Raw genomic sequence first — 24,547 nt, 5'->3', positions numbered from 1 at the left:
AGGTTCAATTACATACCCGCATTAACGGTAATAATGCCGACGATAATTGGTCCCCATAGAGTCAGTAACACGTTGGCTACAGCGTAAGTCACGGTGAACGAAAATACTGGCGTTGCATTGCCTGTTTTCTCCATCAATGCTGCGAATGCTGGGTTTGCACTTCGACCACCAGTCACACAACCTAAAGCTTCTACTGGGTTCTTGATCTTCAACACAAAGTACGAGAAGAAGAATGAAATAATCTGTGGAATGATGGTGACTGCCATACCCAAGAACAGAAGTGACATTCCGTGTTCTTTGATGGTATCAACCGCTTGAGGGCCTGCTTGTAGGCCAACAATACCTACAAATGCCGCTAGACCAAAGTCACGAATGAAGTTTGCTGCACCCACTGGGAACTGAGCCACATGTGGGTTTCGGCTACGTAACCAACCAACAAGTAAACCAGAGATCAAACAACCTGCACCAGAACCAATCGTGACGGGAATGCCTGCAATCTTGAAGCTAATTAAGCCAATAAGAAGGCCCAACACCATACCGAAACCCAGTACGATGAAGTCAGTCATAGTCGCAGAACCCATGCGCTTACCGATGTATTTTTCAACTCGGTTAATGTCTTGAGCGGTACCCGTTAGCTGGATAACATCGTTCTTCTCAACAATAAGGTCTTCAGTAATCGCCACTGAAGTACCTGCACGCATGTAGTCTGTCACATACACGCCACGGAATGAGCGTTCGTTTGAGCTGTCTTTGATTTCTTTTAGCGAGCGACCTATTAGCTTGCGGTTATCAGCGATAAGTTGACGATTTTCTTCAATAACTTCATAGCTTTCCGGTAATGCTACTTCATTGCTTTGTGCCTTGCTCTGTAGCTCATGAACCGCATTTCTACGGCCGGTAACCACAACAAGGTCGCCGGCTTTAAGCGCAGTGAACTTGTCTGCACTTAGCTCTTTTCCATCGCGCTCAATAAGTTCGATACACGCAGCAAGTGATGATTGATTCAGTTGTGCTAGCGTTTTCCCAACCAATTTATCGTCGTGAGTTACTTTAAAAGCACGTGTCACTAGAGCGGTGACTGCGTTAAATTCGCCTTCTGCTAAATCGCGTTTGCCGTTAGAGTTTTTCTCTTCTAGGGCTATCGCTTCAGCTCGAATGTCCCATTTCATCAGTGTTGGGAATACCCAAGTCACCATCAAGATTGGTCCTAAAGAACCAAAGATGTATGTTACCGCGTAACCAACCGCTACGTTTGTTTGCATCAGGTGCTTGGCTTCTTCAGATGCGCCGCCTAAACGTGCAATCGCATCGCCTGCAGTACCAATGATCGCGGATTGAGTTAAGCCACCAGCCGCTAGACCTGCAGCTGTACCTCTATCTAGATCAAATAACCACGCGGCAGCAAGCACACACAATAAGCCTGAAACCGTCATAACAACCGCAGAGAGCAGAATGTTAATGGTTCTGAAGTTAAGGGCTTTAAAAAATTGCGCGCCGCCTTGATAACCCACAGCATAAATAAAGAGCGCAAAGAAAATACTTTTTACGCCGGGATCAATCTGAACACCAAATTGCCCAATAATTACACCCATTAATAATGTTCCGGCTACCCCGCCTAAAACAAATCGGCCGATAGTAATTTTACCAACCATATAACCCAATGAGAGTGTAATAAATAGTGCGACAAATGGTGCCATGTCAAACAGATTAGAAATAATGTCCATGACAAATTTACTCTTGTTACTAAATATAAGGAGTAAATAATCTAACGAATAACTTAATAATGATATTTGTTGGATTATTCAAAATAAATAAAGCATCTCGTTGCTTCGAACCGAATATTAAGAACAAAAGGTTTTAATATGTAATCTCATTTGATGGATCAGATCATCACTTTGACTATTTGGATAACTCTTAAAGCGTAATTTACTTCTAAAGTCGTTGTTTTAACTGCATTCATCTGGCACCAGCAGAAATGAGTTATTTTCGAAATAAATTGCGATTAATTGTTTTTAAACCCTGAACGGTAACCTACCTGGCCTTGTTCTAATGGCTTGCGATACTAAAGAAAGACATGGCTGGCATAGCTACCTAGTAAAGTCGATTTTTTGATGGATCCGGTCCTCTATACGCGATTATCACAATAAATCGAATTCCGTTATCTTTGTATTCATCAAACAAATAGAGAAAAGAACCATGAACACAATGCCACATGAACTTGTGTGGGGTGAAGTCTACTTCCCACCGCTGTTATTGGTTATCGCACTGGCTTACATATTGACAATGCTAACAGGGTCAATCGCTACCAGGTTTGGCCTTCATAAGTACGTCGCCTTTCCTGCAATAGCAGAACTGAGCTTGATCGTGATTTTTACTGGCGCTATCGGCCATTTTATTACCATTTTTTGAGGCACTTACTTTGATCAAACGTTATCTCATCACACTTTTATTATTGGCTGCTGCGGGAACTGTGGTTTATAGCTATTACCAGTCGTACTCAAGTAACCCGTGGACCAGAGACGGGCAAGTGAGTGCTTATATTGTCTCGATTACACCTCGAGTAACGGGTCAAGTGATTGAAGTACATGTCGAAGACAACTCTAAAGTGAAAAAAGGCGATCTTCTTTTTGAAATCGATCCGAGTATTTACAAGGCGACCTACAGAAAAGCACTTGCCACACAAAAACAAGCGTTTGCCCTACTCGCCAAAGCCAAAAATGAAGAACAACGCGCCTTGAATTTAGAGAAAAGAACGCCCGGTGCCGTGCCCGTGCTTACTCTAAACAACTTAAACAACGCGGTAGAAACAAGCGCCGCGAATGTCGAACTGGCAAAAGCTAACGTAGAAGAAGCACATCTTAACCTTGAGTACACCAAGGTATATGCACCTACTAACGGCTATATTACTAACCTGACCCTACGCGTGGGTTCTCAAGTCGTCGCAAATTCACCTGTGGTTGCGCTAATTGATGAAGATAGCTTTTGGATTGAAGGTTATTTCAAAGAGACTGATTTAGTCGGCGTCGACGTTCAGGACACTGCCTATGTGACCTTAATGATGCACAACAATGTTCAACTAGAAGGACATATCAAAAGTATTGGCTTTGGTATTGCCAAGCAAGACGGCAGCACTGGTAATGATTTATTGCCAAATGTGAATCCAAATTTCCAATGGATACGTCTCGCTCAACGCATTCCTATCAAAGTTAAGTTAGACAAAATACCTGAGGACGTACAACTGCGTGTTGGTATGACTGCCTCGATTAAAATAATCAAAAATAGCTAGGTGGTTCTAATGTTCACTGCATCGACTAAAGACGCGATTAAAGCCGCACTGTCTATCGTTATTGCAATCTGCCTAGCGTTGTGGTTTGGCTGGGAAAAACCCTATTGGGCTGCGATAGCCGTTGCAGTGATGACATTGAACGAAAGCTTCGCCCATTCAATAAACAAAGGCCATAACCGGTTAATGGGAACCTTGTTAGGGACCGGTTATGCCTTTTTCCTTATCGCCATGTTTTCTCAAGATCGTTTCTTGTTTCTAGCATTTTTTACGCTGTTCCTTGGGGTGTGTATCTTCATGTCGAGCGACGAGAAGTACGGTTATATCTTTTCAATTGGATTTGCCGTGTGTTCAATTGTTTCATGCATGGGCGGGTTTGATAGCCAAACCACCTTTCACTTTGCTGTTCTTAGGCTTCAAGAGACACTACTAGGAGTTGTGGTCTTCTCTTTTGTGTATCGCATCGTGTGGCCTGTGAATACTGAGCTCAACTTTGTACAACGTTTCGAAACAAGTAAACAAGCGTTGTTAGATGCAATGGAAAAATCAGACGACATCGATATTGCCGCACTTGAAAGCAACACCGCAAATATTGATAAGCTGTATCAACTTTTAGATTTACCACTGACCGGAAGTTATCATCTTAAAGAGAACATCCAAACATGGCGTTTGCGTATCGATGAAATGGCGCATCTCCAAGATGCATTAATCAAACAAAGTAACAGTGAACCTAACTTGGGTATCCAGTGGTCGGTTATTATTAAGAACTTGAAGACGTTCGATGTCTTAACACCAGAACAATCTCTTGTTGAAGGCGAACTCAATGTAATGGGCGATCATAAAGAAGTTTCTTGGCATCATGCTCATCGCACGTTTGTTGAACATTTGAATGAAGATGGGCGCAAAGTGCTGCAAGGCGTGTCGATGTTTATCACATCACTATTGATTTGGATTTATCTTCCAGTGCCGGGCGGGTTTATCTTTCCTATGTTAGCCGGTGTATTCTCTTCTATGGTGCCGACAATGCCACCAAGCGTTATTAAGGATGCCTTCTATGGTGTTTTGGGCACAGGATCGGTGATTCTGTTGCAGTACATCTTTGTGATGCCCTCAATGACGGAGTTATGGGCGCTCGGTCTATTCTACTTCCTTAACATTATGGTGATATGGAAAGTGTTCGCCACGCCTAAACTCATGGTGCATCGAATACTAGGTGTTAATTTGTTAGTCGTACTGACATCTGGAGCTCTCAACCTTACGCCCGTTTACCAAATTGAAACACCGCTATTAATGTTGGTTAATATCTTAATCATTTTAATGATAGCCAAGCTGTTTACTGATCTATTTAGGGTGAAGGTCACCGCTTAAAGCTCAATACATAAACCACTTCAACAATACGGCCTGCCCAGTATTTTACTTAGCAGGCCGTTTTTTATCTTATATAAATCATATAAATCAGAATGTTAGAGTAGTTATTAATTAAAGTAGGATAGCGTCCATCAAACGCGATTAACGCGATCTGCCACCTCCTCTTAAAATCCTCTCATTGATTGACGCAATGCATTTTTAGTCGCGACATTCACACTAGCAATCCTAACGGATAAATACATAACAACTGAACACGACGTTCAGTATTACATCGACTGTTTGAGTCTCGAAGGTTTGAGGCCACTCAGCGTGGAAACCGTCATGAGTTTTTTTGAAATACGCACCAGCGCCTGTAAGACCCATACTCTTTCTATGTTAGCGAGCGCCCTATTACTTATTACTCCCACTTTTGCGTCAGCAGCAAAAACCAAGACTTACACCGAAGTCAAAGAGCAAGGTCGAGTACTGTTTGACAAATATGGCATAAGTCATGACTTGCCAAAGCTAGCAATAAGCTCACTAGTACAAGGTCAGCACCTAGTTGAACACGCACATCGTACACTGCAAGTTGGTGATGATGTTCGTGACTCAAGCGTCTACCTCGTCAAGAACACCGACACTAAAGGCAACATCGACCTTCGTATCAAATATAACCCAGATGAGCTGGATGATAACGAAAACCTACTCGATGAAATAGAAGCCTTCACACGTACCGAATATCGCTTACGTCACTATGCAGAAAGCTTTGATTCATCTTCGGTTCGAGTAAAAGAAATCGACGATAACAAAGTAATCATCAGCTTCGATTATTCGAAGTATGGACTCCCTCAAGATATCGCATATTTCCGTTTTTTGAATGTCGACATTGAGTTAGTCGACGGTGAACCAAAACGAATGCTGATCAGCAATGACAAGCCGTTCAAACACCATACCTACAAGGTAGAAAGCTATAAGCAAGAGATTGAGTTTCACACTTTACCGACGGATAAGTTAGTCATCGCAAATAAAACAACTGAAGTGGTTGGTACAACCAAGAACAAGCCAATGAAGATGACGAGCATCATCGAACCAGTCGCGTTTTATGAAGAGGATAACGGCGTACAAGTGGTCAACGAAGCGAGGCTTCAAGAAGTATCAGACCCAAGAATGTTAGAAGCGAGCGTCAAGCTAGACCGAGTTTTTCCGTTAATGGGTGACATGGTACGACGTCAAGGCATTGATTTACCTCTTCCATTCGGCGTATCAGTGGCTTATCGCAACCAAGACATGGACATTCCAATGACTGATTACGTGATTGGTGGTGTTCGCTTGAACGACTTATTTGATCCTGAAGATAGCGTTGCGACGGTTAAGGCTGAGAGTCTTTCTATACGTGGTGACGTTAATATCCTGCCATTCTGGAATGTATTCGGATATGTAGGAAAGGTAAACGTTGATGCGAATGTGGATGCGGCTTATACCGGCGCAGCAGGTGAATACCTAAAAGACAAACTCAATGACAAATTACCTGGGCTAGGTAACGCACTTTGCGAAGGTGTCTCTGCCTTATGTAACAGTGGCCGTTTGAATGTACCACTTCATCTTGAATATGACTTACGCGGTGCGGGCACCACATTATCTGTTGGTTACAAAGAGTTCTTTGCCTCAGTCACAGGTACCTATTCACAAACACGCCTGAAAGGAATGGATGATTGGGGCGATGGCATTGTTACGGTTCAACCTATGTTGGGTTATCAATTAGTCGATTATCGAGCTCAGTTTTTCGTTGGCGCTGAATACCAAGGTTTAAATTCTCGTATGCAAGGCACTGTAAAAACTGATGACATCGAATTTGATTATGACGTTGGTGTCGACATCGATCAGTGGGCATTCCTAACAGGGGTTAACAAACAGATCGGCAAGCATTACAACATGACCGTGTTGTACAACAAAGGTGAAACTCGTTCGGCTGTAACGCTGAATCTTGGCTACCGATTCTAGTCACTGAGCTTGGGATACCAGCCTAACCTCAAAACTAAGTTGTTCTTGATAAGAAGTTTTGTAGCTCTGTTATCTACGTAGATGACGATTAAACAGACTACGCCGAATACTATTGTGGAAACTCATTTTATGACTATTGCATACCGCTCTATGATCGCCCTTACTATTGCTGCTGCGTTAGCAGGTTGCGATACTGATACTGCCCCTACAGTTCCATTGCCAGACAAACCAGAACCGCTAGTTCCGGCACCTGTTGAACCTTTTACCGCTCAAATCGGTGACGTAACGATTAAAGCGACCAAAGAAGAACTGGTTATTACTTCAAATACCGAAGACAACAAACTGACTTCTGTTGAGTCTTTTAAAGGTATTAAATTTGCTGAGGCAGAGCGCTTTGAGCACAGTGAACTTATCGATCTTGTGACTGACATTGATGCGACTGCGTTTGGTGATGCTTGCCCTCAATTGAAGACCGTTTCACAGACACAATCTGAAGACTGTTTGAACCTTAACATTTGGCGTCCAGTAGACTTAGATGCTGATGCAGATCTACCGGTTTATGTATTCATCCACGGCGGTGACTTTGAATATGGCTCAGGTTCTGAAGCACTTGTGCACGGTGATACCGTGGTTGCTCAAGGAAGCGACGATGGTAAGCCTTTCATCTATGTAAGCTTGAACTACCGTCTTGGTCAGTTAGGTACTCAATGGATTAAAGGCGCAAACGAAGATGGCAACTATGGCCTAGGTGACCAAAAGCGCGCCTTAGAGTGGGTACACAATAATATTACCGATTTCGGTGGTAATGCTCAAAATGTAACCGTTATTGGGCAAGGCTCAGGTGCTATGTCTATTGGTTTCTTGCAGCAAGATGACGATATCGCAGGTCAATATTTCCAACGTTCCATCATGCAGAGCAACCCGTATGGTTTTGAGTACGCTAGCTATGACGTGGCTAAGGACCGCAACAATGATTTTGATGCAAACACTTCGATCGACGAGATCATGGCGTCGCAAGAAACAGCTTTGAATGGTATTGAACAGCTAAAAAATTGGTTGTTAGGTTCTTTGCAAATCCCAATTCTGAGCCCAGCAGCAGATGAAACTCCAATGTCAAACCTGATGCCTTTTGCTCCCTACATCTTGTGTGAAAAAACTAGCTTACTTGGTAGCTGTAGCGAATCAGCAGAATCACCAATACAAGCAGGCTTCTCAGTACCTACTGTCCTCGGTGAAAATGCACATGAAGCGAACAGCTTTGGCATGCTCTTTACTACAACGTTCTTGATTCCGACAGTCATTGAACTACTAGCAAATGATGAGCCTGAACTGCTTACTAACGAAGAGCCAGCACAGCTTGCACTTGCAATGGTTAACTGGTTAGAAGATCAAAACAACATCGTTCTTCTTCAGCAAAAACTATCTGAGCGAGCAAGTGATGAAGTTTCAGCAGAGCTTGTATTGCCAAGCAGCGCTTACAGCGCTGTAACGAGTTTATTTTATGGTGCCAAGCTAGAAGGAGATCTACTTGAAATGACTGGATGCATTGATACCAGTGATATTGCGGGTACCTTAGGTTGCTTGGTCGACATTGTTGATATAACTAGCCACCAACAAACCAAAGACATTCTGGCTCTAACTGATTTTTACCCTAACTCAGAAGCAACTCTGGGCGACGCAACAGCGAACATGAAGCAATTTAAAACCTTGCTAAATGACACACTATTCAATGGCCCTGCTCGTTATATGGCAGCAAACAGCGAAGTACAAGCAACGTTATACTACTTTGAGCACAAACCAAGTTTTAACATGTGGAACTTTAAAACAGCTCTAAATGAAGAAACGGGCGAATACGACCAACTGTCAATCATTGATCTATTCAAAACGATTGGTTGCATCAGCGGTGCATGTAACGGTTCAGAACTACCATTTATGTTCAACAAAGCTGTACGTTTTGACGGTAGTGAGATTCACCCAACAAGTAATGAGAAGGCATTGATGAACGAAATGTCACGCCTATGGTTTAGCGAAGAACTATTCACTAACTACCAGTACAGCGATTCTGCCGACAATGTATTAGTTATCGAATCTCAAGGCTTTAGCGATAACACAACCTATGACTGGGACTATGTCACAAACCCAGGTTTTGATCCTAAGCTTCGTGAAGGTCGCTTAACGGGTCTAACAGAGCAAGGTCTTATGCCTTGGGACTGGTACCTAAACTAAACATATTCCCCCCCTCCTACTTTAACGGCCAGCTCGCTGGCCGTTTTTATATCCAATTTTACGCTCAAACGCAGGTTAGTTATGACACTTAGCAAACTAAAAACAGCATGCACAATGATGTTAATTGCTTTGGTCACAGGATGTGCCCAACCTTACCCCGATGTTGAAACAGACTTCGAAGCAAACTGGCAAAGCACCGAACACCAAGCAGAAGTGTATTTGATTCCTTCTGCGCCAGAAGCCTTCGCTCGTCGTATCGACCTCGTTCGCCGAGCACAACATTCGATAGATATGACTTACTTCTCTTGGGAACGTGACACGCTAGGTTTGATGCTTCTAAACGAGCTAAAGCAAGCAGCGGATCGTGAGGTTCACATCCGACTGACCTTAGATGACCTACTGGTTTTTAATGATAAATGGTTAGCGGAATTGGACTCACACCCCAATATTGAGATTCGACTGTTTAACCCTTTTGAGTCACGTAAAGCTGGCTGGGTTGGCCGTGCGTTCAACTTCTCGACTCACCAAAAGCGACTGGATAATCGACTTCACGAGAAGTACTTCAATGTTGACCATCAATCGATGATTTTGGGCGGAAGAAACATCGGTAATGATTACTTTGGTTATAGCGAAAATGCCAATTTCTTTGATATGGACGTTCTATTTCGAGGTACGGTAATAGCGTCTTTCGATCGCAACTACCAAGCACTTTGGGAGAGCGAATATGTTGTGCCAATTCAAGAACGAATTAAAGTCAAAGGTCAATACAAAGCATTTATTAAAGCAATGAACAATGGCGAAAAGAATAAAGAACAGATCACGTTCGATGTTGAGAAACAGATAAATCACCTAGGTGAACCAAACTTTATTGAGGCATCGGTTACTCCTCTATTTGATTCGTTAAAGAAGCTCGATGACAACAAACCCTACTTTCGTCAACGTACAGAGTACTTAATGAAGCAAAAAGTGGCGACCCCATCTAAGGCTATAATTTCTACGCCTTATATGGTGCCAAGCGATAACCAGTTTGTGTTTGTCGGTGCGCTTAGAGAGAACCAAGCTGAAGTAACCTTACTAACCAACTCATCTGCTTCCAATGATTCAGGCTTTGTGCCAGCGTATTACGAAAAACACCGTGAGACTTTACTCGACAAAGGCGTAAGTGTCTATGAGTACAAAAGCCAAGCTATCAATGATGATCACTACTTTCATGTTGATACCTACTACCATAACAAGACCGTCATTTTAGATGAACGAGTGACCTATATTGGCTCTTCTAACTTCGATCCAAGATCAGACTTTTTGAACGTTGAGTTTGGTGTGTTGATTGAGAGTGAAGAGTTTGCGAAGCAAGTGACACACTACTTAACGCGTCAGAAAGAGGATTTGTTCTGGGTTGTTTCGCGAGCCCAATCAGGCGAGACCATTTGGATTTCAGGCGAACAAACACACACGAAGAGCCCAAACTACAGTCCATTGAATAAATTTCCGGATTGGTTGTTTCGAAAAATGAACGGCGAGTTTGAGCTGTAATCCAATGGCTGAATCCTTGTCTTAGCTAGAGCAAAACTCTGTAAACTAATCTCTGAACCATAAAACAAAGAAACCGCGTCACATGCGCGGTTTCTTTGTCTGAAGAAAAACTAATCTTACATGCTTGGTGTAATGGTTCTATTGTCCACGTTATTGACCATTCTAACGTAGTTTAGTAGGTCCGCCTCGTAAGTATGCTCACATCCTCCTGCCGTTGATAAATACCGACTTTCAACTCTGGGTTCGACTCTTTAATTGGCTTGAATACCCATTAGCGAGAGCTCAAACAAAGTACGAGCATCAGAATTGAGTACCCAAAGAAAAGTGAATAAGAAACTCATCACCTTCAGGGGCATCTAAACCGTATGCAAAATCGAGTTTTACAGGAATGAATTGTGATTTCCAAATCAAGCTAAGGCCTGTGCCACGCTTCCAATCTGCTTCATCATCAAACGCATCACCAACATCGAGAAACGCGCCCATCCAAATTGACTGATACACCTGATGCTGATATTCAAGGCCTGCCGTTAACATGTAGCGCGCGCCGGTTAGTTCGCCGTTATCGTCTTTCGGAGAAATCGATTCATAACCATAACCTCTTAAGCTTCCATCACCACCAGCAAAATAACGCAGTGAAGACGGTACGTCCAACAATGATTTCGCAATGTTAATGCCAACGTTTGAACGGAAATGGAGCTTCTGATTCTCACTAATATCCCACGAAACTACACTGTTTCCTTCCAACCGCAACAGCCTTGAATCTGAGAACAGATTAGGGTCAGAATATTCAATAGAATAGATGTGTCGATGATTAATCTCCAATTGATCATTTTTACGATCAACCTGAGAGAAGCTGATGCCAGGTAGCAACAATTGCGATTGGTCTTCCTCAGACGCCTGAATGTACTGTTCGTGCAAGTACTTGACGTAAATGGTGCTTTGCCAATCACTGTCTAATTGCCAGTAACGTTCGAACTTAAGATCGTTTGTAAGACTATTGGTGTCTCGATGATCAATTCGTTTCGATTCAAACTGAATACCAAAGTAATCAGTTGTGACCTTTTCCGTTGGGATTTTGTACCCCAACTGCAGTGATTGCTCTTGTTCAGACAAATATGTCTGTGTTTCAAAGCTGTGGCCTCTTCGGTTATACCAAGGTTTTGACCAACTGAGCGAGGCTCGTAAACCGAGATCGGTAGAATAACCGCCACCCACCTGCACAATATTACGAGAACTTGGCTCGGCAATGATATCAATTGGAACTTCTAGGTTGTCATCAAGCTTATCAAAGTCACCATGTACGATGACACTTCGAAACCATTGAGTGTCAGACAAATCGGATTGCAGTTCACCTAACTTGATGGTGTCAAAGTCGTCACCTTTTTTGAAAGTTGGTATTTTCTCGATACGGGTAGGATCAACGCCATCATCTGGAATACTTATAGAACCAAACTTGTATCGTGGCCCACTTGAAAAGTGCAGGTAAATGTTGGCGATGTTCTCGCTGCGAATAACTTCAATCTTTGACTCGATAAACCTACCGTCAAAATAACCTTTCCGCTTCGCTAAAGAAAAAATCGCACGCTTAGTATGGTCGTATTCTTGATGAGACAAAGTTAAACCTGAGCCTAACTTGCTATGATTGAGTATGTTGATGAACTCTTCATCTTTACTCGCTTCGCCTGTGACTTTTACTATCGATTCTGCGATGCGCATGACAGGGCCAGAATCGATGTTAATGATCACGTTATCAGAATCATTGAATTCGATATCTAGCTGAGGGTGATAATAACCATAAGGATTGAGCGCATCTTGAATACGTTTAGATAGCTTAGTTTTCGATAGCTGTGAAGCAGGAACATCAACCAAAGGTTCTAAGTATAATTCTACGTTTTCGGTGAGAGTTTTATTAACCCCTTTAGTCTCAAATTCAGCAGCTCTCGAAGAGTGTTGGGTAAACAGGAAAAATGAAGCTACCAGCACTAATTGTTTAATCGAGGTCTTCACGCGGTTACCCAATTTGCTCAAAACCCGAACAGGTTATGAGCAAACCGTTAAATCGTTGAATCACTTATGGAGGATCTGACCCTACGAACTAGCGACCGGGCTTTTTGCTAAGATTAGGTTATTACCAGAGCCAAAATGTAAGTACAAAAAAGGCGCAATTAAGCGCCTTTATAAATTTTATTTTTTACTGACTCTATATTAGTTATTTCTCAACCAAACATCTTGGTTTTTAGGTGCTTTCTTCTTTTTCTTCTTGCCTGTGCCAGCAGGTGGCGCAACAGGTTTGAGCGCTGCAACCAGCTCAGCAACCGCTTCGGAATCTACTTCAAAGCCTTCGATTTGCTCACGCTCAAGACGGATTTTGTTCTTCTTCTCAATGATTGTGAAGTGATGGTAATCTTCGTGGTCGATCAAAGATAGCGCTAGACCAACCTCACCCGCACGACCACTTCGGCCAATACGATGCATGTAGTCTGATGGGCTACGCGGTAAATCAAAGTTGATTACTACTGGTAGCTTTTCGATATCCAGACCACGTGCCGCGATGTCTGTCGCGATAAGAACGTCAATCTCGCCAGATTTAAAATCTTCAAGAATACGAGTACGTGAACCCTGCCCTTTATCGCCGTGGAATACTTCTGCGATGATACCGCGCTTGTATAGCTTGTCTGCAAGGTGCTCACAGCTGTTTTTCGCGTTTACGAAGATAAGAGCTTGGCGCCATTCGTGCTGTTGAATCAGGTGCGCTAACAATGCTGTCTTACGACCTTTTTCTACTTCGAATACACGCTGAACCAATGTGCTCGCATTAGCACTTTGAAGTTGAACTTCAATTGGATCATTCAGTAGTTCGTGAGTCAGCGTTTTAACTTGCTCGGGGAAAGTCGCAGAGAACAACAAGGTTTGTTTTTTGCTTGGCAGAAGTTTCAAGATCGCGTCTAGTTCTTCTGTAAAACCAAGGCTTAACATTCGGTCAGCTTCATCAAGTACTAACGTTTTTGCTTTATCGAGTTTGATAGCGTTGCTTGAGATCAGGTCAAGCAATCGGCCTGGTGTTGCCACCAAGATATCTGTACCACCACGTAGCGCTTGCATCTGAGTGTTCACCGACACACCACCGAATACACAAACGGTTTTAATTGCACCGTTGAAATGCACTGCGTAAGACTTAACGCTATCGGCAACTTGCTTAGCAAGCTCACGTGTTGGAACCAAGATAAGGCCAGAAACATAGTTACCTTTGCCCGAACGACGGTCTAAAGGTGCATCTTCATGGATCTGCTGTAATAGTGGAAGTGCAAATGCCGCGGTTTTACCTGAACCGGTATTTGCGCCTGCAATTAGGTCGCGTCCTGCTAACACACTCGGAATAACTTGCGCTTGGATAGGCGTTGGCTGTTGGTATTCAAGCTCGGTAAGACGAGCCATCAATGGTGAAATTAAGCCAAGATCAGAAAAGTTGGTTGGTGTTGTGGTGTTAGTCATTAATTGCAGGAACTCAAAGCTAAAATAATAGCGCGCTATACTAACGTATTTCAGCCGTATTACGTAACTAAATCGCCCCTTTCTCCCGTGTTTCAGCGATTAAGCCCCTCTAAAACACATCCAGATACCAAGTTATCGCAAATTTAGTTCAGCCACCCTGCTACTGTTTGTTCCGGTTCATACGAGTTAGGCTCTGTTAACCACACGGCTACTGCGTCAGGTGTGGCAACTAACGGGGAGAAGTCGATATTGAATTGCCATTCAGACTCACCACGTTGGTAGCCATCGTAAACCACGACAAAATCGTGCTCAAGTTTCTTACCTCTGTTCTCGCCCGCTTTAACGCTGGTGACTTCGTTCATCGCCAACAAGGCAATATGAGCGACATAGTCCCCTTTTCCTTCATAACTGACACTGAACGTGTCGCCTTTATGATTGACTGTAAGCTTGGGGTTATTTTGTTGGGGGAGCGAAGGCAGCGTTCTATCAAGCCAATTGAAATAACCGCGCCACTCTTTACCGTCGACAATAAAGCCTGGCGTATAAACGCCACTTGTTACCCCATAAGCTTTGTATAAACGTTGCTTCTGACTGAACGCTTTGCTGGCAAACTTGTCTCCCCAACCTAGGTAATCCCAGTAGTCAACGTGATAAGCGAGCGGAATAACTTGTGTCCAGAGTTTCGGATGTTCTTCAAAAGTGCTGAGGTATTCATCAGCAGGCGGACAACTCGAACAACCTTCAGAGGTGAACAGTTCGATCACCTGAGCAGGTTGCCCTTCATTACTCCAGGTTTGTGCAAGCGACACTGAGGAATACAAACTGATCGGTAAGGCAAATAAACAAAGTTTAATCAATGATGGATTGAGTTTGGCGTGTGACATACCGAGCTCCTTGTACAAAGCGAATTGATTGGCGCTCAAATACAGACCGTTACGCCTAGCTTTTTCTTTCAGGAGCTTAGTTTGCGAAAAGATAGAGTTTATTTCAGATACAAAAACGCCAGCTTCAAAAGCTGGCGTTTCTTAATTCTGTATTTCTTTAATTCTATGCATTTACGCTGAGATTAACGGTTGATACCGATATCGCGCTGCATGTGACCCGATAGGTCGCTTGCGTAGTAACTACGTGGAGAGTTGTCTACGAAAAGAATATCGAAAATGTGTGCAATCAATCCTTTGAAGTTAACCGAGTAGGTCTTCTTATCCATAGAGTTAGGAACAGCGATAGTATTCATTTGCATTGCTTGAGCCATGATTGCCTCTCTATAAACTTGTTTAAGTATTTCGTTCTGATGACAAGAATAATAGGTGATATTTTACCCGTTAAAAAATGACTAAAATTGGAAATTCAGATTAGTTTTTCTAATAAAACAAACCATTAACAAGCCAGGAAAATATATATTCACCCACTATGCTTATAAATTCACTTAGACGTTAAAATCATGCATTTAGAGCAAATAACCCCCTATACAAAGCGGACGATGTCACAGAAAATTTACATAAATAAATTATCCACTTCATCGGCCACGGACTTACTATCGAGTTTTCGATAAATTATATTTGGTTTAATTTACTTGTTCAATGGCAGGTTTCTTCGCATAAATCGACGCTATAATAGCAATGGCCATCGTAGAGATAAGTACCAAAAGTGACCAATGCGTAGGGATTGCCCACTCACTATCAACTAGCAGCATTTTCACACCAATAAAGACCATGATGAATGAAAGCGCTGGCTTCAAGTAGATGAACTTGTCCATCATACCTTGGAGTACGAAGTACAGTGAACGAAGGCCAAGTAACGCAAAAACGTTTGCAGCCAGCACTAAGAATGGCTCTCGCGTAACGGCGAAAATCGCAGGAATCGAATCCAATGCAAACATTACGTCCATCACTGCAATTGCACCGATCACCAGCATCATTGGTGTTAGGACCCATTTAGTGCCCTGTTTAATCATTAATGCAAGGCCGTGGAAGTCTTCAGTAACCGGCATCACTTTACGTAATAGCTTTTCAGGTAGCGTATTTATACTCTCTTCTTCGTCTTTATCTAACGCCAGTTTGATACCAGTCCCAATCAAAAACGCAGCAAATACATAAAGTACCCAGTGGTATTCAGCTAATAATTGCGCGCCTAACGCGATCATGATTGCACGAAGTACCAACGCACCAATAACCCCCCAAAGAAGCGCACGCGGTCTTAAGTGCTCTGGAACTTGATACTGAGCGAATATCATCGCGAATATAAATAGGTTGTCTACGCTAAGGGATTTTTCTAGCAAGTAACCGGTAATGAATGACACGGTTGCTTTTTGAGCTGTGTATTCACTATTCGGCGCATAGAGGTCCCAAAACAAGTAAATAGAACCAGCGAACAAAAATGCGAGCACAAACCAGAAAACACTCCAGATCACCGCTTTCTTGATGGTGACATTACCTCCGCGAGTCTGATAGATATCAATAGAAACAAGAATCACAGTCAGCAGGAAAAAGCCCGCATATGTCGTCATGATTGGCGATGAAAAAAAGGATTCACTATTGGTAGATAATAGAGATTGAGTTGAGTTCATTATTCCTCCGGGCGGAAGAACTTTACAAAGACCTTCCGCAAACAAAACATATCAAGCTCCACGACGGATCTTGATTGTGATTGCGTTGGTCTCGTTGAAGTGAAATATGGGATTTCACCTTTACATACCGGATAGACTCTTGGCCTAACGAGATGACGATATGTAAACTTGCGCTAACTACTCCCCAAACGCGTGGATAATATTCCTCTAACATTGTTTCGTCTAGATAAATTTTAAAAATAAATAAAAAAGGAGCACAAGGCTCCTTTTTTATTGCTGTAAGCTTATCAAAGCGACACTTGTATTGATTCAAATAATCCCCCTAAGAGGTTCACCGATTTTTGAAACTGAGTGTCATTCCAAGCCTGCAACCCTTATGTTGTTGTGGTTTGAAAATCGCGTTCAAACCGAATCATCTTATAGCTTTGTTAAGTTATAAAATCGACAAGTTATAAACCTGCAGTAGGTACTAAGTACACCAATGCAGACCAAACAGACACCCAACCGACAACAGCTGCAGCGTCGAACCAATCTTTCTTATCCATGCTTTGCCTCCACAGAAAGTTACATGGAAAACTAAGCATAAACAGTGCCAATTTTATAGATTTACTTAAGCAATAATAATACGTCTAAATAGGCTAAATGGGATTACCTAAAACACTCCATGCAATTCAATATTTCGCTCTGCTGAAGTGACTCTGGGTTGTCTTGAAGAAACGCAATAAAACAGTCTGACATTGAATCGGTGGTCACTGTACCATTCCCTATCATATCTAATACTGCATCATAACCTTCTTTACCTTTCATTGTGTAGGCAGACGATGCGCCGCGGTATACCTGTTCACGATCAACATCTTGCCAACCAGCCTCATCAGTGTGTATTTCTAGGTGGTGAATTCGGTGCCCTAATGGCGCCTCTTTGTGATAACAAAATCTCAAGTTGTGAGTATAAGGAAAGCTACCTGAGCCAGTACCAACAACGCCATTGTCTAACGCATTATTGATCGCACCTTCTAACATACCCGCGATCGTTTCACCTTTTACGTCATATACACCAATAGGTACGGCAAACGGTAGCAGTTTTCCGGCAATATCGGCAACCGAAACATCACCACTGTTGAGCGAATTTCTAACGCCGCCAGAATTGTGAATAGCGAAGTCTACTTGATGACCTTTTTCGTTCATCAAGTAATGGAAAGACTGAGCAACCAACGGTGCCAGTTGGCTTGGCCCTTTTTCATCAGGAATGCGCACATGACGCAGTTTCGTATCTGCATGAGCAATAACCTGTTTCTGCAGTTTTCGAACTCTAGGCTGATATTTGTCAGTAAGTATGCTTTGCAGTTCAGGATCTTTTTTACATACCGCAATATTCTGGTGGTTGTTCAAGAACTCACACGCCATATCATGGGCATCGTCTTGACCTACTTCACTTAATTTAGCGTCTATAAACAGTCGACGCCCCAACAGCAATTCGTTTTTGCCATTAAAGTGAGTCACCTTACCTTTAGAATCGAACTCGATTTCACAGTGCCCTAGGCTCATTGCGTGAAAACCAGATTGAACCACATACGTGTCGCCAACTTTCACACCATAATCGTCATCTTTAACTAAACCAATATCAGAGAAGTCACCTTGCAGGCGGTGACTATGACCACCAACAATCACGCCAATGCCTGTAACGTTTGCCGCTAATTCTAAATCAGCTTCATAACCAAGGTGACTGAGTAATACGATCTTATTAATACCCGTTTGGTGAATTTGCTCTATTGTGGCTTTTGCCGTTTCTAATGCATTTTCAAATGGTGTGTCAATATCAGGGTTAGCGATACCCGCCATCTTGTCGATGCTTAAACCGAATATCGCAACTTTCTCTCCATCAAACTCTTTCGTTATAAAAGAAGCACTTCGGGTTTCAGTCAGGAAAGGCTTAACAATGTCGTTGTCCGCTAAAGTATGAATTTTATTGATATCCTCATTCGATAAGTTCCAGTTACCCGCCAACAGTGGGAATTTGATTCGTTTGGCGAAGATTGCAACTGGCTCGTTACCCATATCAAGTTCATGATTACCGAGCGTCATGGCGTCAATATTAAGAGCATTCAACAGATCGGCGTTTGCTTTCCCCTTAAATAATGAAAAGTATAAGGTGCCCTGGAAGCAGTCTCCAGCATGCAAAAACAAGGTTCCAACCTTTTGTCGTTGCGCATCTTGTTCTATTTGTTTAAAGCGCGTTGAGATTCGAGCAAAGCCACCAGCACTGACATAAGGTTCAATGATGTGGTTATTCATTTTAAGTGATAGCTGTAATGACGTTGGTTCAAAGTATGAGTGGGTGTCGTTAATGTGTGCCAACACTATTTTGGTCGGCTTATTATTTTTAGTCATATTGTGTTCTCTCTTTGTCCCTTCATACTAGGTCGAGAATCATGACAGAATCGTGAATTTTATGAAACTGCACTGCAAAAAAATACTCGATATAGATCAAAAATCTGATTTTGCACCGTATTAATAAAGAGCGGTTTTTGTGACAAGCGAACATACTGAACACGTGTTTTTCGATTATGATTAAAGATATCTGTTAGCTTTCAAACAATTAGCAGAGCCTTCCGTTAGGAGTAAGCCTATGCAACTAGAAAGAATCGAGATTTCTGGCTTTCGAGGTATAAAGCGCATGTCTCTTGCGTTTGATGAGTTAACCACGCTGATTGGTGAAAACACTTGGGGCAAGTCTTCATTATTGGATGCTCTATCCGTCGTACTTCCATCAGATGGCGTTCCATATCATTTTAAAATGACCGATTTTCATGTCGATTACTCTGTTTCACACCCACAATCTCAACACCTCCAAATAGTTCTCGCATTAAAAGCCAGCGATAAAAGTGAACTAAATGCCGGGCGTTATCGCAAACTAAAACCCATTTGGGTTCAAGATGAGTTCGGTGTGTTCCGTATCTATTACCGAATCAGTGCGACGTTAGAGCAATATGAAGCCACCACTCATTATGCTTTCTTAAATATAGAGGGAAACCCACTAAAGTTGCACCATTCTGAAAAGCTCGCTCAAGAGTTGATGACATTGCACCCAGTGATCCGTCTGCGTGATGCAAGACATTTTGATCGTCCTTTCAATAGTAAATCACTCAACCACAATGCTCATCTCCATACCAATGGGCATAATGGTAACGGCAACAACGAAAATGGTAGCGCGAATAGCCACGCCAGTACTGGTCATGGAAACGGGCACAATAGCAATGGGCGTCAAGCTCGAATAGAGAAACGAATTGATAATACATGCCGACGATTGATGGCAATCCCTGGCCATGTAAACAAAGGCGAAATGCGTAGCAGTCTAGAGTCTATGCAAAGCCTAATTGAGCATTACTTTTCTTTCAAAAGCACTGCTCGCCGCAACCCTAGAAAACCGAGGGACGGTTTACTCTACTCTGCAGGCGCAAACGATAAGAGCATTCATCAGCTTGTAGAAGAAACTAAAAACAAACAAACTCGCCTATTATTCATGGGTTTGCTCAATGCCTACCTTCAAGCAAAAGGGCCGAATGAATTAAGGCGATGTGCACGCCCCCTTTTGATCCTCGAAGATCCAGAAGGCCGCTTACACCCAACGCACTTGGCAAGGGCTTGGAGCTTGATGCAGAAATTACCGATGCAGAAAATCCTCACCACCAACAGTGGTGACCTTCTAGCTGCGGTACCTCTACAATCGATTCGTCGATTGGTTCGCCATTCAGACAAAACCATCGCTAACCAACTCAACATGAATCACTTCAGCAAAGATGAGTTGAGACGAATTGGTTTCCATATTCGTTTCCACCGCTCTGGTGCATTGTTTGCCCGCTGCTGGTTATTAGTGGAAGGTGAAACCGAAGTTTGGTTATTCAACGAATTAGCTAACCAATGTGGCTATAACCTTGCCGCTGAAGGTGTTCAAATTATCGAGTTCGCTCAGTCAGGTCTTAAAGCGCTCATTAAGGTTGCACAAGAGTTTGGTATCGACTGGCATGTAGTGACCGATGGCGACGCGGCAGGTAAAAAATACGCAGCGACCGTTTTATCAAAGCTTGGTAATGACCAAGAACGACACCGCTTAACTGAATTACCTGATAAAGACATAGAACATTACTTGTATATGAACGGCTTCGAGAACTTTTTCCGTGACATGGTGAAAATTCCATACGATCACCCTATTCCTCCAAAGAAAGTAGTCGCTAAGGTACTCAAAAAACACGCAAAACCCGACCTTGCATTGGCGATAGTTTCTCATTGCGAAAATCAGGGGCAAGAATGTATTCCATTATTGCTGAGGTGGACCCTAAAACGCGTCATCACTATGGCAAACGGGAATACTTAAATAACTAGCACCTAGCACCTAGCACCTAGCACCTAGCACCTAGCATTCAATTTGTCTGATCGATGTTATAATTTCAATTTTAAACAAATACTTAAGCTTATTATCACAATAACAATCAAACAAAAAAGGCACACCAAACGGTGTGCCTGTATAAATCGATATACAAATTAATTGGGGATTATCTTGCAAGAGTTAACCGTGACTAAAGCGTCAATACTTAACGTATTTATTAAGCCTTTGCCTGTTTAGCGTGTTGTTCAACAACTTCCGAAGATTGAGTCGATTTCTCGTGAAGCCATAGCCCCGTTGCTTTCATCAAGTATCCGAATACACCACCAAGCAGCAAAGACGGCACTACAAGTTGCCAATCGCCACCTGCAGCAAACGTAGCACAACAACCAATAAAGGTGCCGGGGATATAACCTAGCCACGCTTGTTTCGCTTGAATACACATAAAGAAAGCAACGATAGCGGTAATCATATAGCCTAAAATCTCTAGACCTGCGAAGGTTGAGCTTTCGATAATCACCATTGCCCAGAATACACCTGTCATATTGGTTAATAAGCTGCTTGCTAGCCCTTTTACACCGCCCGTTGGCGAAGCAAAGTAACTGGTGCAACCTAAGAAACCTGCCCATGACAACAGACCGAAAGAGATAGCAATCCACCCCCATAGACCTGACAAGATACCTGTTGTTAATGAAATCGCGACTAATGTACTCATACTATTTCTAAAGCCTAACTGTAGGGTTTCTACAACCGGATTTAGCCTCACTTAAAATCAAGTGAGTATATTATGTGAAGAGAGCTCTGATTTAGCCGATCATGATCACATTAATAATGTATGCGAATGTGCATTTATCACTATATAGAGACCGAAATCGCTTATTCAACATATTTGGTTATTAGTATTTTATCAAATCTAGGTTACAGAACCGACCGTTTACCTTTCATCATGCGTTTACCTTCACGCTTAATGCACTCAGCGAGTGGGTTCTCTGCCATGTCAGCACGCCAAATAAAAGACAGCGTTCTTTCCATTTCTAGCTCAGGAACATTCAACGTCACCAGTTGGCCTGACTCAACAAATTGTTCGACATCTAGATAAGGTAAACACGTTAAATATGGGCCGTTTGCAACCAAACTTCTTAAAACAGGAACGTGTTCGTACTCTCGCCAAACGTCGAGATCGCCAATTAAATGATGAATAGAGCTATCAAAAACTTTGCGGGTACCTGAGCCGTGCTCGCGTAATACCCACTTCGCTTGCTCTAATTGCGCCAAACTTACTCGTTCTCGCTTGGCAAACGGGTGATGAGCCGACGCAACCACCGTTAAATGGTCAGTACACCATACTTCTTGGTGAACACGGTTGTCGTCACAACGACCTTCGATTACGCCCAAGTCGTATTGATAATCTAATACGCCATCTATTACTGCATCCGTACTTTGCACCCCAAGTGAGATTCGCATCTCAGGAAAGTCGTTATCAATAATACTGATGAGATCTGGGACGAGGTGTTCCGCAGGGGTTTGGCTTGCACCTAATTTGAGCTCACCACTTAGTAAATGCTGCTCATAAAAACCCATCTCAATTTGCTGCGCATCTTGCAGTAAACGCTTCGCTTTTGGTCTCAACCACATGCCCCAATGAGTAAGGGCCATTTGCTTGCCTTGCCTTTCAAACAAAGGCCTGCCAAGCATTTTTTCCAACTGTGCAAGAGACATACTTGTCGCCGACTGAGTTAACGCCAACTTGTCTGCTGCCTGACTAACACTCCCGGAATCTGCTACTGCATCAAATACCGCGAGTTGCTTCAATGAATAACGCAAAATTGATCCTTAATGCTTCTAATTATTTGTGTCCAAATGCTCGTTTTTTATAAAGCCGATGAGCAATCAATTTCATTCTACGCGTAACCAAATCTATATCAATAAATTTGATGTGGTTTCTAAAAATTATCAATTTTACCTCTACCTCTCAACCCCCTAATCTGTAATGGCAGGACACAACGAGCCCTGTAAAACACTACTGATTAACTCAGTCATTAACACTAGGAATTAAACATGACGGATTGTTCAAGGGGGGAATATGGCAACAGGCACTTCTGAAAATCATCAACTGTTCTCACCAACAGAAATGATGGCGGAAGCAGAGAAGTTTGCACTAAGTAAGGCAAGTAAAACCAGCAGCATGACATTGAGTTTGGCAATCATGGCTGGTGCATTCATAGGGCTTGCTTTTTTATTCTACATCACGGTTACCACCGGTAGCGCTGATGCGGGATGGGGATTAAGTCGCTTAGCTGGCGGCCTAGCATTCAGTATGGGTTTAATCTTAATTGTTATTTGTGGTGGTGAGCTGTTTACCAGTTCGGTGTTATCAAGCATCTCATGGGCAAACAAGCAGATTACTTTCACCAAGATGCTTTCAATCTGGGGCAAGGTTTACGTAGGTAACTTTGTTGGTGCGATGTTCCTTTTGGCGTTAGTCAGCGCCGCAGGCTTGTATCAACTTGATGGCGGACAGTGGGGCTTAAACGCCCTTAACATTGCTCAGCACAAGCTACACCACAGCCCTGTTCAAGCTTTTGCTTTGGGTGTGCTTTGTAACTTACTGGTGTGTTTAGCAATTTGGTTAACGTTTAGTTCTGCGAATGCGATGACTAAAGCAATGATGACCGTATTACCCGTAGCGATGTTCGTTAGCTCAGGCTTTGAACACTGTGTGGCAAATATGTTCATGGTTCCACTAGGCATCACGATTCAAGCGTTCGCACCAGAGAGTTTTTGGATGCAGATTGGCGCGACACCAGCTCAGTACGCAGACCTTAATGTCGTGCAATTTGTTACCGCAAACTTAATACCAGTGACAATAGGCAACATCGTAGGTGGCTCGGTATTAGTCGGCTTAGCTAATTGGAGCATCTACCGTCGCCCACAACTTAAAGCAGCAAAAATTACAGCAATTACACAAACAACAGAAATCACGTCAGTTAAGGAAATCACTATGAACACAGCAACTACTATCAAGCAAATCATGAACACTCAACCAATAACACTTAGCGTAGAAATGCCTACCTCTGTTGCAATTGATACACTTTTAGACGCTCAACTTGTTAGCGCTCCTGTTTGTGATGTTGAAAGCCGCCTTGTAGGTATCTTCTCTGTTCATGACGTAATGGTTGACCTATGGTGCCAGGATTACATCCCTACTAAAGGTCAAAAAGTGGTAGACCTAATGAGTCGTGACGTAGTCGCTATCGATGCTAACGACAAGCTAGTCGATGTTGCTGAGTTCTTATGTATCGACAAAGAGCAACTATACCCAACAACAAGTATGGGCTTCGCCACTCGCCTGACTTCTCTTTCTCTAGAAGAGCGTGCAAAAGCGATGAAAGTAAGCCAACCACACATGCTTCCAGTGCTAGAAAATGGCGTGATGGTAGGTGTACTGACTCGCATTGAAGTTATGCAAGCACTGCGTCCTATCTATGGCGACCGACTAAACGTGGTTCCACAAGCTGAGCTAGAAACGGCTTAACTAACGGCTACTTGCAAAGCTAGAAACAGATTAACGAATCTAAAGCTGAACTATTAGGGATTAGTAGTTCAACTGGATAACTCAGTCATAGCAACGTTGACTGGCTAGAGGCAAATGGTGGCTTTTGACGTAATAAAAGGTTTGACACAAAACAGACCTAAACGCGTTGCCATTTATCTC

17 protein-coding genes are annotated in these 24,547 nt (G+C 42.8%); 8 read left to right on the top strand and 9 right to left on the bottom strand.

All coding sequences use genetic code 11. The annotated features are described in order from the left end of the window. Window positions 1-8: 8 nt before the first annotated feature. Entirely contained in the window at window positions 9-1,724 is a 1,716-nt protein-coding gene (gene aspT / locus OCW38_RS17865; protein WP_010429578.1) for an aspartate-alanine antiporter, read from the bottom strand. 472 nt (window positions 1,725-2,196) lie between these two features. Here aspT and OCW38_RS17860 point away from each other — a divergent pair, with 472 nt between their 5' ends. The 6 genes from OCW38_RS17860 (at window position 2,197) to OCW38_RS17835 (ending at window position 10,390) form a co-directional block, all read left to right on the top strand. Then, entirely contained in the window at window positions 2,197-2,409 is a 213-nt protein-coding gene (locus OCW38_RS17860) for a DUF1656 domain-containing protein (protein WP_010429574.1), read from the top strand. Between the two features lie 10 nt (window positions 2,410-2,419). Beyond that, complete coding sequence (locus OCW38_RS17855) at window positions 2,420-3,286, top strand: HlyD family secretion protein (RefSeq protein ID WP_016785222.1); 867 nt, start codon at window positions 2,420-2,422, stop codon at window positions 3,284-3,286. Window positions 3,287-3,295: 9 nt separating this feature from the next. Beyond that, window positions 3,296-4,651, top strand: coding sequence for an FUSC family protein (locus OCW38_RS17850; protein ID WP_010429570.1), 1,356 nt, complete (start codon window positions 3,296-3,298; stop codon window positions 4,649-4,651). A gap of 321 nt (window positions 4,652-4,972) precedes the next feature. Beyond that, window positions 4,973-6,631: a hypothetical protein gene (locus tag OCW38_RS17845; protein ID WP_261896390.1), complete on the top strand. Its 1,659-nt coding sequence runs from the start codon at window positions 4,973-4,975 to the stop codon at window positions 6,629-6,631. Window positions 6,632-6,760: 129 nt separating this feature from the next. Further along, the gene (locus OCW38_RS17840) at window positions 6,761-8,857 is read left to right on the top strand and encodes a carboxylesterase family protein (protein ID WP_016798007.1); all 2,097 of its coding nucleotides are present in this window, start codon (window positions 6,761-6,763) and stop codon (window positions 8,855-8,857) included. 81 nt (window positions 8,858-8,938) lie between these two features. Next, window positions 8,939-10,390, top strand: a complete 1,452-nt coding sequence (locus tag OCW38_RS17835) for a phospholipase D family protein (RefSeq protein ID WP_261896387.1) — start codon at window positions 8,939-8,941, stop codon at window positions 10,388-10,390. 300 nt (window positions 10,391-10,690) lie between these two features. Here OCW38_RS17835 and OCW38_RS17830 read toward each other — a convergent pair whose 3' ends face one another. From OCW38_RS17830 to OCW38_RS17805, 6 genes are all read right to left on the bottom strand, one after another. Beyond that, window positions 10,691-12,409 carry an autotransporter assembly complex protein TamA gene (locus tag OCW38_RS17830; protein ID WP_016798004.1) on the bottom strand — a complete coding sequence of 573 codons (1,719 nt, stop codon included), beginning with the start codon at window positions 12,407-12,409 and terminating at the stop codon, window positions 10,691-10,693. Window positions 12,410-12,595: 186 nt separating this feature from the next. Continuing rightward, window positions 12,596-13,882, bottom strand: a complete 1,287-nt coding sequence (locus OCW38_RS17825; protein WP_016785217.1) for a DEAD/DEAH box helicase — start codon at window positions 13,880-13,882, stop codon at window positions 12,596-12,598. Window positions 13,883-14,025: 143 nt separating this feature from the next. After that, window positions 14,026-14,766: a DUF1223 domain-containing protein gene (locus OCW38_RS17820; RefSeq protein ID WP_261896384.1), complete on the bottom strand. Its 741-nt coding sequence runs from the start codon at window positions 14,764-14,766 to the stop codon at window positions 14,026-14,028. Window positions 14,767-14,948: 182 nt separating this feature from the next. Beyond that, window positions 14,949-15,137 (bottom strand): hypothetical protein, encoded by a 189-nt coding sequence (locus OCW38_RS17815; protein WP_010429554.1) that lies wholly within the window; start codon window positions 15,135-15,137, stop codon window positions 14,949-14,951. Between the two features lie 312 nt (window positions 15,138-15,449). Next, on the bottom strand, window positions 15,450-16,451 hold the full coding sequence (locus OCW38_RS17810) for a TerC/Alx family metal homeostasis membrane protein (protein WP_016794776.1): 1,002 nt from the start codon (window positions 16,449-16,451) through the stop codon (window positions 15,450-15,452). A gap of 648 nt (window positions 16,452-17,099) precedes the next feature. Further along, window positions 17,100-18,839 carry a bifunctional metallophosphatase/5'-nucleotidase gene (locus tag OCW38_RS17805; RefSeq protein WP_016767452.1) on the bottom strand — a complete coding sequence of 580 codons (1,740 nt, stop codon included), beginning with the start codon at window positions 18,837-18,839 and terminating at the stop codon, window positions 17,100-17,102. Window positions 18,840-19,077: 238 nt separating this feature from the next. Between OCW38_RS17805 and OCW38_RS17800 the strand changes: the two genes are divergently transcribed. Then, window positions 19,078-20,823 (top strand): ATP-dependent endonuclease, encoded by a 1,746-nt coding sequence (locus OCW38_RS17800; protein ID WP_016767453.1) that lies wholly within the window; start codon window positions 19,078-19,080, stop codon window positions 20,821-20,823. 229 nt (window positions 20,824-21,052) lie between these two features. Here OCW38_RS17800 and OCW38_RS17795 read toward each other — a convergent pair whose 3' ends face one another. Both OCW38_RS17795 and OCW38_RS17790 read right to left on the bottom strand, forming a co-directional pair. Further along, window positions 21,053-21,547, bottom strand: coding sequence for a DUF1097 domain-containing protein (locus OCW38_RS17795; RefSeq protein ID WP_010429538.1), 495 nt, complete (start codon window positions 21,545-21,547; stop codon window positions 21,053-21,055). A gap of 203 nt (window positions 21,548-21,750) precedes the next feature. Beyond that, complete coding sequence (locus OCW38_RS17790) at window positions 21,751-22,656, bottom strand: LysR substrate-binding domain-containing protein (protein WP_010429535.1); 906 nt, start codon at window positions 22,654-22,656, stop codon at window positions 21,751-21,753. Between the two features lie 259 nt (window positions 22,657-22,915). Here OCW38_RS17790 and focA point away from each other — a divergent pair, with 259 nt between their 5' ends. Further along, window positions 22,916-24,367, top strand: coding sequence for a formate transporter FocA (focA, locus tag OCW38_RS17785; protein WP_016798003.1), 1,452 nt, complete (start codon window positions 22,916-22,918; stop codon window positions 24,365-24,367). Window positions 24,368-24,547 lie beyond the last annotated feature (180 nt).

The sequence above is a fragment of the Vibrio cyclitrophicus genome (assembly GCF_024347435.1).
In the GTDB taxonomy this organism is placed as follows: domain Bacteria; phylum Pseudomonadota; class Gammaproteobacteria; order Enterobacterales; family Vibrionaceae; genus Vibrio; species Vibrio cyclitrophicus.
The sequence above is the reverse complement of the archived record's forward strand: the minus strand, read 5'-3'. Positions and strand labels throughout refer to the sequence as shown.

Coding starts and splice junctions, on each gene's coding strand:
- focA (WP_016798003.1), top strand. CDS start 22,916: ATGGCAACAGGCACTTCTGAAAATCATCAACTGTTCTCACCAACAGAA.
- OCW38_RS17825 (WP_016785217.1), bottom strand. CDS start 13,882: ATGACTAACACCACAACACCAACCAACTTTTCTGATCTTGGCTTAATT.
- OCW38_RS17795 (WP_010429538.1), bottom strand. CDS start 21,547: ATGAGTACATTAGTCGCGATTTCATTAACAACAGGTATCTTGTCAGGT.
- OCW38_RS17820 (WP_261896384.1), bottom strand. CDS start 14,766: ATGTCACACGCCAAACTCAATCCATCATTGATTAAACTTTGTTTATTT.
- OCW38_RS17800 (WP_016767453.1), top strand. CDS start 19,078: ATGCAACTAGAAAGAATCGAGATTTCTGGCTTTCGAGGTATAAAGCGC.
- OCW38_RS17840 (WP_016798007.1), top strand. CDS start 6,761: ATGACTATTGCATACCGCTCTATGATCGCCCTTACTATTGCTGCTGCG.
- OCW38_RS17850 (WP_010429570.1), top strand. CDS start 3,296: ATGTTCACTGCATCGACTAAAGACGCGATTAAAGCCGCACTGTCTATC.
- OCW38_RS17810 (WP_016794776.1), bottom strand. CDS start 16,451: ATGAACTCAACTCAATCTCTATTATCTACCAATAGTGAATCCTTTTTT.
- OCW38_RS17835 (WP_261896387.1), top strand. CDS start 8,939: ATGACACTTAGCAAACTAAAAACAGCATGCACAATGATGTTAATTGCT.
- aspT (WP_010429578.1), bottom strand. CDS start 1,724: ATGGACATTATTTCTAATCTGTTTGACATGGCACCATTTGTCGCACTA.
- OCW38_RS17845 (WP_261896390.1), top strand. CDS start 4,973: ATGAGTTTTTTTGAAATACGCACCAGCGCCTGTAAGACCCATACTCTT.
- OCW38_RS17805 (WP_016767452.1), bottom strand. CDS start 18,839: ATGACTAAAAATAATAAGCCGACCAAAATAGTGTTGGCACACATTAAC.
- OCW38_RS17860 (WP_010429574.1), top strand. CDS start 2,197: ATGAACACAATGCCACATGAACTTGTGTGGGGTGAAGTCTACTTCCCA.
- OCW38_RS17815 (WP_010429554.1), bottom strand. CDS start 15,137: ATGGCTCAAGCAATGCAAATGAATACTATCGCTGTTCCTAACTCTATG.